The sequence below is a fragment of the Thermomonas sp. genome (assembly GCF_041905325.1).
Classification (GTDB): Bacteria; Pseudomonadota; Gammaproteobacteria; order Xanthomonadales; family Xanthomonadaceae; genus Thermomonas.
The window spans coordinates 102975-115690 of the sequence record NZ_JAYRLK010000006.1; the positions used below are offsets into that span (position 1 = coordinate 102975).

8 protein-coding genes and 3 pseudogenes are annotated in these 12716 nt (G+C 68.8%); 1 reads left to right on the top strand and 10 read right to left on the bottom strand.

All coding sequences use genetic code 11. The annotated features are described in order from the left end of the window. Nucleotides 1–55: 55 nt before the first annotated feature. The 3 genes and pseudogenes from mutT to ACE3OK_RS08490 form a co-directional block, all read right to left on the bottom strand. Nucleotides 56–484: pseudogene (gene mutT, locus ACE3OK_RS08480) on the bottom strand (8-oxo-dGTP diphosphatase MutT); the annotation flags it as partial. Further along, entirely contained in the window at nt 468–3167 is a 2700-nt protein-coding gene (secA, locus tag ACE3OK_RS08485; protein WP_374249105.1) for a preprotein translocase subunit SecA, read from the bottom strand. The gene secA and the pseudogene mutT, both read right to left, overlap by 17 nt. 149 nt (nt 3168–3316) lie before the next feature. Beyond that, nucleotides 3317–4258, bottom strand: coding sequence for a M23 family metallopeptidase (locus tag ACE3OK_RS08490; protein WP_374249235.1), 942 nt, complete (start codon nt 4256–4258; stop codon nt 3317–3319). Between the two features lie 4 nt (nt 4259–4262). Between ACE3OK_RS08490 and ACE3OK_RS08495 the strand changes: the two genes are divergently transcribed. Further along, the gene (locus tag ACE3OK_RS08495) at nt 4263–4727 is read left to right on the top strand and encodes a DciA family protein (RefSeq protein WP_374249106.1); all 465 of its coding nucleotides are present in this window, start codon (nt 4263–4265) and stop codon (nt 4725–4727) included. Nucleotides 4728–4868: 141 nt separating this feature from the next. On the opposite strand, the gene lpxC is transcribed toward ACE3OK_RS08495, so the two are convergent. The 7 genes and pseudogenes from lpxC to murG all read right to left on the bottom strand — a co-directional run. Next, nucleotides 4869–5783: a UDP-3-O-acyl-N-acetylglucosamine deacetylase gene (lpxC, locus tag ACE3OK_RS08500; protein ID WP_374249107.1), complete on the bottom strand. Its 915-nt coding sequence runs from the start codon at nt 5781–5783 to the stop codon at nt 4869–4871. A gap of 428 nt (nt 5784–6211) precedes the next feature. Next, nucleotides 6212–7217: pseudogene (ftsZ, locus tag ACE3OK_RS08505) on the bottom strand (cell division protein FtsZ); the annotation flags it as partial. 82 nt (nt 7218–7299) lie between these two features. Further along, nucleotides 7300–8535 (bottom strand): cell division protein FtsA, encoded by a 1236-nt coding sequence (ftsA, locus tag ACE3OK_RS08510; RefSeq protein ID WP_374249108.1) that lies wholly within the window; start codon nt 8533–8535, stop codon nt 7300–7302. After that, nucleotides 8532–9266, bottom strand: coding sequence for a cell division protein FtsQ/DivIB (locus ACE3OK_RS08515; protein ID WP_374249109.1), 735 nt, complete (start codon nt 9264–9266; stop codon nt 8532–8534). The genes ftsA and ACE3OK_RS08515 overlap by 4 nt, the downstream gene beginning before the upstream one ends. Next, entirely contained in the window at nt 9263–10213 is a 951-nt protein-coding gene (locus ACE3OK_RS08520; protein WP_374249110.1) for a D-alanine--D-alanine ligase, read from the bottom strand. Before ACE3OK_RS08520 ends, ACE3OK_RS08515 begins: the two co-directional genes overlap by 4 nt. Further along, the gene (gene murC, locus ACE3OK_RS08525) at nt 10210–11649 is read right to left on the bottom strand and encodes a UDP-N-acetylmuramate--L-alanine ligase (protein ID WP_374249111.1); all 1440 of its coding nucleotides are present in this window, start codon (nt 11647–11649) and stop codon (nt 10210–10212) included. Before murC ends, ACE3OK_RS08520 begins: the two co-directional genes overlap by 4 nt. A gap of 26 nt (nt 11650–11675) precedes the next feature. Beyond that, nucleotides 11676–12707 (bottom strand): annotated as a pseudogene (gene murG / locus ACE3OK_RS08530) (undecaprenyldiphospho-muramoylpentapeptide beta-N-acetylglucosaminyltransferase); the annotation flags it as partial. Nucleotides 12708–12716 lie beyond the last annotated feature (9 nt).

A 12716-nucleotide genomic window follows, 5' to 3' on the forward strand; every position in this document is an offset into this window, starting at 1 on the left:
CAGAATCCGCCAACGACACTGCGCGCCCTGCGCCGGGCTAGGGTGTCGTCCGCGCCTGCAGCAGGGCATCCACCACCGGCACGTCGGCGGGCGGCATCGGGTAGTCACGCAGCTTGCGCAGCGGTACCCACGCCAGCGCCTGTCCTTCCAGCCCACGTGGCTGGCCGCTGAAACGAGCCTCGCGTACATCCAGGGTGATGCGCTTGCCGGGATAGGCCATGTCCACGCAGGCGACCGCTGCACCCACGGTGGCCTCGATGCCCAGCTCTTCGCGCAGCTCGCGTACCAGCGCATCGTCGGGGGCCTCGCCGGGCTCGACCTTGCCGCCAGGGAATTCCCACAGGCCGGCCAGGTCGCGCCCCACGGTCCGGCGTGCCAGCAGGATGCGCCCGCGCGCATCGCGCAGGACGGCGGCGACGACGTGCATGCATTTCGCCTCCCCCTGCGGACGCAGGGGAGGCGGCGGATCACGCAAGCTGTCCATGGCAGTGCTTGAACTTCTTGCCGCTGCCGCAGGGGCAGGGGTCGTTGCGGCCGACATGCGCCATCGCCTCGCGCACCTCGGCGGCCTCTTCGTCGGCCCCCATCCCGCCCATGTCGGGATGCTGGAACTGCATCTGCCGCGCAGCCGCCTCGGCGCGCGCGCGTTCCTGCGCTTCGGCCTGCGCCACCTCATCCTCGGTGCGGATGCGGATGCGCGCCAACAGCGACACCACCTCGCGCTTGACCTTCTCCAGCAGTTCCGAGAACAGCTCGAAGGCTTCCTTCTTGTATTCCTGCTTCGGCTGCTTCTGGGCGTAACCGCGCAGGTGGATGCCCTGGCGCAGGTAGTCCATGCGCGCCAGGTGCTCCTTCCAGTTCTGGTCCAGCACGTTCAGCATCACGTGCTTTTCCAGCATGCGCATGGTCTCGGTGCCCACCTGCACTTCCTTGTCCGCGAACAACGCCTCCATCGCGGCCAGCACCTGCTGCTTGATCTCGGCGGTATCCAGCTCGGTGCGTTCCTTGTGCAGCTGCACCAGCGGCACCTGCAGGCCGAATTCGGCGGCCAGCTCGGCCTCCAGCCCCGGCAGGTCCCACTGCTCGTCGATCGACTCCGGCGGCACGAAGCGGTCCACCATGTCGGCGGCCACGTCGTGGCGGATGCCGTCGATGTTGTCCTTGATGCTGTCGGCTTCCAGCAACTCGTTGCGCTGGCCGTAGATGACCTTGCGCTGGTCGTTGTTGACATCGTCGAAATCCAGCAGGTTCTTGCGGATGTCGAAGTTGTGCGCCTCCACCTTGCGCTGGGCGTTGGCGATCTGGCGGGTGACCAGCGGCGACTCGATGATGTCGTCTTCCTTCAGGCCCATCCGCTCCATCACCTTCTTCACCCAGTCGGCGGCGAAGATGCGCATCAGGTTGTCTTCCAGCGACAGGTAGAAGCGCGACGAACCCGGGTCGCCCTGGCGCCCGGAACGGCCGCGCAGCTGGTTATCGATGCGCCGCGACTCGTGGCGCTCGGTGCCGATGATGTGCAGGCCGCCGGCCGCCTTCACCGCTTCGTGACGCTGCCGCCATTCGTCCTTCGCGCGCGCGATGTCGCTTTCGGCGGCCCCTTCGCCGAGCGCCGCCAGCACGGCATCCAGCGAGCCGCCCAGCACGATGTCGGTGCCACGGCCGGCCATGTTGGTGGCGATGGTGACCGCACCCGGCGCACCGGCATTGGCGACGATGTGCGCCTCGCGCTCGTGCTGCTTGGCGTTGAGCACCTCGTGCGCGATGCCGGCGGCATTGAGCTCGTTGCTGAGCAATTCCGAGACTTCGATCGAAGTGGTACCCACCAGCGCCGGCTGCCCCTTGGCGGCGCACTCCAGGATTTCCTTCACCACCGCGCGGTACTTGCCGGCGCGATTGAGGAACACCAGGTCGGAGTGGTCCTTGCGCACCATCGGCCGGTGGGTGGGGATGACCACCACTTCCAGCCCGTAGATGTTCTGGAATTCGTAGGCCTCGGTATCGGCGGTGCCGGTCATGCCGGACAGCTTCTTGTACATGCGGAACAGGTTCTGGAACGTCACCGACGCCAGCGTCTGGTTCTCGCGCTGCACCGACACCCGCTCCTTGGCTTCCACCGCCTGGTGCAGGCCGTCGGACCAGCGCCGGCCCGGCAGGGTGCGGCCGGTGAACTCGTCGACGATGATCACCTCGCCGTCGCGCACGATGTAATCGACGTCACGCTGGTAGATGCCGTGCGCGCGCAGCGCCGCGTTCAGGTGGTGCACCACGTGGATGTTCTGCGCGGCGTACAGGCTTTCGTCCTCGCCCAGCACGCCGGCCTGGCGCAGCAGCCGCTCGGCGTGTTCCTGCCCGGCTTCGGACAGGTGCACCTGCTTCTGCTTTTCATCCACCCAGTAATCGCCCTCGGCTTCCTCGTTCTCCTGCCGGCGCAGCGCAGGCACCACCGCATCGACCTTGATGTACAGCTCCGGCGATTCGTCGGCCGGGCCGGAGATGATCAGCGGGGTGCGCGCCTCGTCGATCAGGATCGAGTCCACTTCGTCGACGATCGCGAAGTTGAGGCCGCGCTGGAAGCGATCCTCCTTCGCCAGCGCCATGTTGTCGCGCAGGTAGTCGAAGCCGAATTCGTTGTTGGTGCCGTAGGTGATGTCGCAGGCGTAGGCCGGGCCCTTGTCGGTGTGCGGCATGCCCGGATAGACCACGCCCACGCTCAGCCCCAGCCAGTTGTAGAGCTTGCCCATCTGCGCCGAATCGCGGCGGGCCAGGTAGTCGTTCACGGTGACCACGTGCACGCCCTTGCCGGCCAGCGCATTGAGGTACACCGCACAGGTGGCGGTGAGGGTCTTGCCCTCGCCGGTGCGCATTTCCGCGATCTTGCCGGAGTGCAGCACCATGCCGCCGATCATCTGCACGTCGAAGTGGCGCATGCCGAACACCCGCACCGAAGCCTCGCGGCACACCGCGAACGCCTCCGGCAGCAGCTTGTCCAGCGTTTCGCCCTTGTCGATGCGGGCGCGGAACTCGGCGGTCCTGGCCTGCAACGCGGCGTCGTCGAGCGCCTGCATCTGCGGTTCCAGCGCGTTGATTTTCTTGACGATGGCGCCGTATTGCTTGAGCAGGCGTTCGTTGCGGCTGCCGAAGATACTGGTGAGCAAACTGTTGAGCATGAGGGGTGCAATCCCTGGCGGGATGCGCGCGGAGGGCGCGGCATCGGAAGGTGTGGACAACAAGGCGCCCCGAAGCCGGCGGCTGCCGGCTCGGGAATCGACTAGTTTAGCTGGTGGCGGCCCGCGGCGTTTGCAAGCCCCGCCGGTTGTCAGCCGTTGCCCGGCCCGTGACGCGCCAGCGCGTCGTTGTGGCCCAGCAGCTTGCGCGGGTTGACCACCGCGCCGTTCTGCCAGACTTCGAAATGCACATGGGCACCGGTGGAACGCCCGCTGGAACCGGCCTTGGCCAGCTCCTGCCCGGCCCGCACCAGGTCGCCGACTTGCCGCTCCAGCCGCGAATTGTGGGCGTAGCGGGTGACGTAGCCATTGCCGTGATCCACTTCCACCGTATTGCCGTAGCCGCTGCGCACGCCGGCGAAGCTGACCACGCCATCGGCCACCGCCAGCACCGGATCGCCGACGTTGGCCTGGAAATCGATGCCCTTGTGGAACTGGCTGCCGCCGCCGAACGGATCGGCGCGCCCCCCGAAACCGGAGGTGATGTAGCTGCCGGCGATGGGCTCGCGCGCCGGCACCGTGCGGCGGTCCAGCTGGCGGTTGAACAGCAGGGTTTCCAGCACCGACAACTGGGTGTCGGCATGTTGGTAGTCGGCTTCCAGCGCCATCAGGCGCGCGCGCAACTCCGCCGGGGGCATGTCGCTGGATGCACCGCCACCGCCTTGCCCCACCGGCTTGCCGAAATCGAATTCGCCATCCTGCAACTGGCCCGCCTGCACCAGTCGCGCACCCAATGCATTCAGGCGGTTGGCCTGCGCCTGCAATTCGGCCAGCCGCGCCGCCAATGCGTTGACATCGTGGCGGGCATCCCGCCGAACCTGGTCGAAACTGGCCTGCCGGGCGGCATCGCTGGCTTGCAGGGCTTCCACCTGGGCCATGCCGATGGCACTGCGCACGGCGGCACCGCACAACATGCCCGCGCCCAGCAGCAGCGCCAGCGCCGCCAACGGCCGGCGCAACGCCAACAGCCGCAAGCGCCTTGCCTGCGCCAGTGCGCGTTGCCGGGTATCGTAGGGAGGGTTCGCTTCGGTCATCGCCATGTCAGGTTCAAATTCCACATCCGCCAAGGGCGGCTCGCCGCCAACCGGCCCGCGCGCGGCGCTGGATGCGCTGCTGACGGGCGACGCCGGTAACGCCCTGCGCCGTGCCCGCTGGCTCGACGCGGTGGACCGGTTGTTGCGCCCCCACCTGCCGCCCGGCGTGGCCGCGCATGCGCGGCTGGCCAATGTCCGTGGCAACAGGCTGGTGTTCGTGGTCGATGCACCGGCATGGCACGCCAAACTGCGGCTGGCCACGCCCGTACTGATCGACGCCGCCCGTTCCATCGGGCTCGAAGTGGACGCGCTGGGCATCAAACTGACCACCCAACCGTTGCAACCGCTTCCAGCGACTGCCGTGCGCCCTGCTCCGATGTCGGCAGCCGCCCGCAAGGGACTGGACACTGCCTTGGCCATGCTGCGGCCGGAGGCCCCGGATGAGACCGGGGAAGACCGCGGACGGTAGACGTCTGCGGGTGGGCAAGCCCCTCCCGTCACACCGACCGAGGGCGCATCCTAGCGGCAGCCGCCGGCATGGGTGTTAACCGAATGGAAATTGCCCACACGGAAATGTGCGCGGCGTCACGTTTTTAAGCCTGGCGCCTGCTCAGGTGACCGCCAAGGCCGCCCCGTAACCCAGCGCCGGCACCGTGGCCGGGTCTTCGAAACGCACCTCTTCCCAGGCCTCGGTATCGGCCAGCAGGGCGCGCACCAGCGTGTTGTTCAACGCATGCCCGGACTTGTGCCCGGTATAGGCCCCCAGGATGGCGTGGCCGGCCAGGTACAGGTCGCCGATGGCATCGAGGATCTTGTGGCGGACGAACTCGTCGGCATAGCGCAGACCGTCTTCGTTCAACACCCGGAATTCGTCCAGCACGATGGCGTTGTCCATCGAACCGCCCAGCCCGAGGTTGCGCTCGCGCATGTATTCCAGGTCCTGCATGAAACCGAACGTGCGTGCGCGGCTGATTTCCTTGACATAGGCGGCGGTGGAAAAATCCAGCACCACCTGCGAGAGGGTTTCCGGGATCGCCGGGTGGTTGAATTTCACCGTGAAATCCAGCCGGAAGCCGTCGTGCGGGGTGAAGCGGGCGAGCTTGTCGCCATCGCGCACCTCCACCGCCTTCTTGATGCGGATGAAGCGCTTGGCCGCCGCCTGTTCGACGATGCCGGCCGATTCCAGCAGGAACACGAACGGCCCGGCGGAGCCGTCCATGATCGGCACTTCCGGCGCGCTGAGCTCGATGTAGCAGTTGTCGATGCCCAGCCCGGCCAGCGCCGACATCAGGTGTTCGACGGTTTGCACCTTGGCCCCCGCCTGCGCCAGACCGGTGCACAGCGTGGTTTCGGCCACCAGCGCGGCACGGGCCGGCAGTTCGACGACCGGATCGAGGTCGGTGCGGCGAAACACGATGCCGGTGTCCACCGGCGCCGGGCGCAGGGTGAGAAACACCTTCACGCCGCCATGCAAACCCACGCCGGTGGCGCGGATCACGTTCTTGAGGGTGCGTTGGCGCAACATGGTTCTAAGTTAGCACGCAGCACGCTGAACCGCGCTTGGACGGAGGCTGGCGACACCCTCGGCAAGGCCGCACACCCGCCATGCCGGCCGGCCACAAGGCACGCCGGCGGGACACGCCGGCGCGCAAATCGACACGGGCACCACGCCCGTCCTTGCGCCCGGGGCGAAAGGACGGCACTTGCGGCGTCAGTCCGCCTGCCGGCGCAGGAACGCGGGGATGTCCAGGTAGTCGTCCTTCGGCAGCTCCGCCGCCACGGGTGCCACTTCGACATTGCGCCGCAGCGTGCCGGCGAAGCTGGACGAAGGCGTGGACACGAAGCCATCGGTGATCGTGTCGATCGGCAGCCCGGTGGTGCCGTCGCGCTTGACCTGGGTGTTGATCAGCTGCACCTGCGGACGCCGCGGTGCCTCGGTCGGCATTTCGAAGCGGTTGTTGCGCACGTCGTTGACCGGCTGGCGCAGGCCCACCGTCGCCGGGCTCAGGCCGGTGGCCACCACCGTCACCTTCACTTCGTCCTGCATCGTCGGGTCCAGCGCGCAACCGATCACCACGGTGGCGTCCTCGGAGGCGAAGTCGCTGACCACGCGGCCGATTTCGTCGAACTCGGCCATGGTCAGGTCGGAGCCGGAGGTGATGTTCACCAGCACGCCGTTGGCGCCGGCCAGGTTCACATCGTCCAGCAGCGGGTTGCGGATCGCCGCTTCCGCCGCCGCCTGCGCGCGGTCATCGCCGCGGGCGCAACCCGTGCCCATCATCGCCAGCCCCATTTCGGACATGACCGTGCGCACGTCGGCGAAGTCCACGTTGATCGTGCCGGGACGCACGATCAGGTCGGCGATGCCCTGCACGGCCCCCAACAGCACGTCGTTGGCGGCGCGGAACGCCTGGATCATGGTGGCGTTGCGGCCCAGCACGGTGATCAGCTTCTCGTTGGGAATGGTGATCAGCGAGTCGCAGTGCTGGCTCAGCTCCTCGATGCCCTTCTGCGCCACCTGCATGCGCCGGCGGCCTTCGAACGGGAACGGCTTGGTGACCACCGCCACGGTGAGGATGCCCATTTCCTTGGCCAGTTGCGCCACCACCGGCGCCGCGCCGGTGCCGGTGCCGCCGCCCATGCCGGCGGTGATGAACACCATGTCGGCGCCCTGCAGGGCCTCGATGATCGCCTCGCGATCTTCCAGCGCGGCCTGCCGGCCGACCTCGGGGTTGGCGCCGGCGCCCAGGCCCTTGGTGACGTTGCCGCCGAGGGTCAGCAACTGGCTGGCACCGCAGTTCTTGATCGCCTGCGAGTCGGTGTTGGCGGTGATGAACTCGACGCCCTCCACGCTGCTGTTGACCATGTGCGCCACCGCGTTGCCACCGCCGCCGCCGACGCCGATGACCTTGATGACGGCATTGGGTGCCACCTGCTGGATCAGTTCGAAATGTGCCATGTCCGTGTCCCTTGTTGTTTTGAGTGTGTTGCCGTTGTCGATCGAAAAAATACCGTTGCCCCGCCCTGCCGCCTGCCGCCGCTCAGAACTCGCCGCGAAACCATTTGAAGAACCTGTCCACCACGCCACCCACCTTGCCTACCGGCAGGCTCGGGCGCTTCGGGCTTTCTATCTGCGCACCCATCAGCAGCAGGCCCACGCCGGTGGCATGCACCGGATTGCCCACCACTTCACCCAGCCCGCCAACGTGCTGCGGGATGCCGATCCGCACCGGCATCTGCAGCATCTCCTCGGCCAGCTCGACCACGCCTTCCATCTTCGCCGCGCCGCCGGTGAGCACCAGCCCGGCGCGTACCCGCTGTTCGAAGCCGGAGCGGCGCAGTTCCGCCTGCACCATCTCGAAGATTTCCTCGTAGCGTGCCTGCACTGCCTGCGCCAATGCATGCCGCGGCAACCGCCGCGGCGGGCGGTCGCCCACGCTTTCCACCTGGATGCTTTCCTCGGCACGCGCCAGCTGCGCCAGCGCGCAGGCGTACTTCACCTTGATGTCCTCGGCGTGCGGCGTCGGCGTGCGCAGCATGTGCGCGATGTCCTCGGTCACCTTGTCGCCGGCCACCGGCAGGTTGGCCGTGTGGCAGATCGCGCCCTGCATGAACACCGCGATGTCGGTGGTGCCGGCCCCCATGTCCACCAGCACCACGCCCAGTTCCTTTTCGTCGCTGGTCAGGACGGCAGTGCTGGACGCCAGCGAGGACAGCACCAGGTTGTCCACCTGCAAGCCGCAGCGCTGCACGCACTTGCTGATGTTCTGCGCCGCCGAGCTGGCGCAGGTGACCAGGTGCGCATGCACCTCCAGGCGCACGCCGGTCATGCCGACCGGGTTGCGGATGCCTTCCTGCGAATCGTCCAGCACGTATTCGCGCGGGATCGCGTGGAGGATGCGCTGGTCGGCCGGGATCGCCACCGCGCGGGCCGCATCCAGCACGCGGTCGAGGTCGGCGTGGGTGACTTCGCCCTCGCGGATCGGCACCACCCCCAGCGAATTCTTGCACTGCACGTGGTTGCCGGAGATCGAGGCATACACGCTGCTGACTTCGCAACCGGCCATCAGCTCGGCTTCCTCCACCGCGCGCTGGATCGACTGCACGGTGGAGTCGATGTCCACCACCACGCCGCGCCGCAGCCCGCGCGATTCGTGGGAACCGATGCCGATCACCTCGATGGGCTCGCCGGGGGTGTATTCCCCGACCAGCGCGGTGACCTTGGAGGTCCCGATGTCGAGCCCGACGATGAGGGACTTGTCGCCTTTGCGGTTCATGTATTGGAGCCGTTGTTCGATGAGGAGTCGGTGGCCTTGCCCCAGGTCAGGGCGAAGCCGTTGGTGTAGCGCAGGTCGGCGCGCAACAGGCGGCGCTGCGCGTCCTGCGCCTGCAACTGCGGCAGCAGCGGCGCGAAGCGCGCCAGCCGTGCGCCGGGGTCGTCACGGCCCAGCACCACGCGGGTGCCGTCATGCAGGGTGATCGACCAACTGCCACGGCGGTCCAGCGCCACGCCCAGCACGCCGCCGGCATTGGCCAGTTGCTCGCGCGCCTGGTTGTACAGCGCCACTACCTCCGGCACGCGGCCCTCGGGGCCGTCCAGTTGCGGCAGCCCGGCCGGTATCCGCACCTTGCCGGCCGGGAACAGGTGGCCGCGCTCGGACAGCAGGCGATCCCCGCCCCAGCGTGCGAACGGGCGATATTCGCGAATCCGCACTTCCAGCACGTCCGGCCATTGCTTGCGCACTTCGGCGCGCTCGACCCATGGCAACGCACCCACCGCGCGCTGCACGCCGGCCAGGTCCACCGCGAAGAAACCACGCTGCGCATAGGGCAGCACCGCCCCCTGCAGTTGCACGCGATCCACCCGCTGCAACGCACCCTGCACGCGCAGGGTGCGCAGCGGCCAGCGCGCACCACCCACCCAGCCTTCGGCTACCGCCGCCACCGGCAGTGCCACCACCAGCGCCAGCGCCAGCAGCCACAGCAGCAGTCGCGTCAGCGGCCTCAAAGCGTCTGCTCCAGGATGCGCCAGCACAGCTCTTCGAACCCCACGCCCAGCTGGCGCGCGGCCTTCGGCACCAGCGAGTGGCTGGTCATGCCCGGCGCGGTGTTGACCTCCAGCAGCAGCAACTGCCCGCTGGCGCGGTCGCGCATCACGTCCACCCGCCCCCAGCCACCGGCACCGGAGGCGCGGAACGCCGCCAGCGCCAATGCGCGGATCGCCGCTTCCGCCTCGTCCTCCAGCCCCGGGCACAGGTATTGGGTGTCCTCGGCAACATACTTGGCGTTGTAGTCGTACCACGTGCCCTTCGGCACGATCCGGATCGACGGCAGCGCGACCTCGCCCAGGATGCCGACGGTCAGCTCGTCGCCGACCACCATCTGCTCCATCAGCATCTCGCCACCGTAACCGCGCGCAACTTCGATGGCCGCGTCGATGTCGGCCTCGGCCAGCACCCGCGCCACGCCCACGCTGGAGCCCTCGCACGAGGGCTTGACGAACACCGGCAGGCCCAGCGCCAGCGCGGCGGCGCGCAGGTCGGCACCGGGCGGCAGGCGGACGAACTTCGGCGTCGGCAGGCCGGCGCTCATCCACACCTGCTTGGTGCGGATCTTGTCCATGGTCAGCGCGCTGCCCAGCACGTCGGAGCCGGTGCACGGAATCTCGAACGCCCGCAGCAGGCCCTGCAGCACGCCATCCTCGCCACCGCCCTTGTTGCCGTGCAGGATGTTGAACACGCGATCGAACCGGCCGTGCACCAACGCATCCACCAATGCCGGGATGCCGTCCACCGGATGCGCGTCCACGCCGCGCGCGCGCAGGGCTTCCAGCACGTTGCGGCCCGATTCCAGCGACACCTCGCGCTCGCTGCTGCTGCCACCCAGCAACACGGCAACGCGACCGAACGCGGCCGGGTCGGTGCAGCGCAGCGGGGCGAAGGCGGTGGTGTTCATGCCGCGTCCCCCAAGCCATCGCGGGCGATCTGCTGCGCGGCGGCACCGATGTCGCCCGCGCCCATCAGCAACAACAGGTCACCGTCCTGCAACAACCCCGGCAGCACCGTGGCCAGCTCGGCGGCACTGCCCACCACCACCGGGTCGACCCGGCCACGGGTGCGGATGCTGCGCGCCAGGGATTTGGCATCGGCACCGGCGATCGGCGCTTCGCCGGCCGGATAGACCTCGGTCAGCAGCAACGCATCGACACCGGACAGCACCGCCGCGAATTCGTCGAACAGGTCGCGGGTGCGCGAGTAGCGATGCGGCTGGAACGCCACCACCAACCGCTTGTCCGGCCAACCGCCGCGCGCCGCCGCGAACACCGCCGCCAGTTCCTTCGGGTGGTGGCCGTAGTCGTCCACCAGCGCCACTTCGCCACCGCTTTTCAGCTTCAGCGTGGCCAGCTGGTTGAAGCGCCGGCCGATGCCCTGGAACTTCTCCAGCGCACCGGCGATCGCCGCGTTCGGCACGCCCAGCTGCCAGCCGATGGCGGCGGCGGCCAGCGCGTTCTGCACGTTGTGGCGGCCCGGCAGAGCCAGCGTGCAGGCGGTGCGGCTGCCGTCCGGCAGGCACAGGGTGAAATGCATCTGCGCACCCTGCTGGCGCACGTCGGCGGCGCGCACGTCGGCCTCCGGCGCGAAGCCGTAGGTGACCACGTGGCGCGGCGTCCTGCGCGCCAGTTGCGCCACTTCCTCGTCGTCGATGCACAGCACCGCCAGGCCGTAGAACGGCAGCCGGTGCAGGAATTCGGAAAACGCCTGCTTGACCCGTTCGAAATCGCCGCCGTAGTTCTCCAGATGGTCGGCATCGATGTTGGTGATGACCGCCACCACCGGGTTCAGGCGCAGGAAGCTGCCATCGCTCTCGTCGGCCTCGGCCACCAGCCAGTCACCGCCACCGAGGCCGGCATTGGCACCCGCGGCCAGCAGCTTGCCGCCGATCACGAAGGTCGGGTCCAACCCGCCTTCGGCCAGCACGCTGGCGGTCAGCGAGGTGGTGGTGGTCTTGCCGTGGGTGCCGGCCACCGCCACGCCGCGCTTGAAGCGCATCAGCTCGGCCAGCATCTCCGCGCGCGGCACCACCGGGATGCGCTGCGCGCGGGCTTCCAGCAGTTCCGGGTTGTCCTCGCGGATCGCGCTGGACACCACCACGCAGTCGGCATCCAGCACGTTGGCGGACGCATGGCCCTTCTGGATCACGATGCCCAGCGAGGCCAGCCGCCGGGTGACGGCATTGTCGGCATTGTCCGAACCGCTGACCTGGTAGCCCAGCGTGCACATCACTTCGGCGATGCCGCTCATGCCGGCACCGCCGATGCCGACGAAATGCACGCGCGGCAGCGCCTTGGCCGGGTCGTTGATGTTCCGCAGGTGCAGGCTGTGCGCGCTCATCGGGAAACCTCGTTGGAAATCGCGGCCAACACCGCCTCGGCCACGCGCTGCGCGGCGTCGGGGCGGGCCAGGCCGCGCGCGGCCTGCGCCATCGCCAGGCGCTTGCCGGGATCGGCGGAAAGATCGGCCAGCGCCTGCTGCAAGCGCACGGCCAGCTGTTCGGATTGCGGCAGCAGCACGGCGGCGCCGCGCTCCACCAGGTATTCGGCATTGCGGGTCTGGTGGTCGTCCACCGCCTGCGGGAACGGCACCAGCACGCTGCCCACGCCAACCGCACACAGCTCGGCCAGGGTCAGCGCGCCGGCCCGGCACACCACCACATCGGCCCAGGCATACGCGGCCGCCATGTCGGCAATGAAGGGTTCGACCCGCGCTTCGACGCCGGCATCGGCATAGGCCTGGCGGGCGGCGTTCAGCATCTTCTCGCCAGCCTGGTGGACGATCTCCACCGGCTGGCCCAGCGCGGCCACCGCCTGCGGCACCGCCTGGTTCAGCGCACGCGCGCCCTGGCTGCCGCCCAGCACCAACAGGCGCAACGGGCCGGCGTGGTGAAAATCGCGTTGTTCCGGCGGCGGCACCTGCGCGATCTGCGCCCGCACCGGGTTGCCGACGTGGACTTCGTTCGCGAAGGTCTGCGGGAAGCCCACCAGCACCTGCCGCGCCACCTTCGCCAGCACCTTGTTGGTCATGCCGGCGGCACGGTTCTGCTCGTGCACCAGCAGCGGGATGCGGGCCAGCCGTGCCGCGATCCCGCCCGGGCCGGCCGCGTAACCACCGAAGCTGACCACCGCATCCGGCCGCTGCGCACGCAACACCCGCGCGGCGGCGCGCACCGCCGCCCACACCCGCAGCGGGGCACCCAGCAAGGTTTTGATGCCCTTGCCGCGCACGCCCTGCACCGCGAGGGTGTCGATGGCGATGCCCTGCGGCGGTACCAGCCGGGTTTCCATGCCGCCGTCCGCACCCAGCCAGCGCACCTCGACGCCGCGCTCGCGCAGCGCCTGCGCCACTGCAAGGCCGGGGAAAATGTGGCCGCCGGTGCCACCGGCCATCACCATGACCCGCTT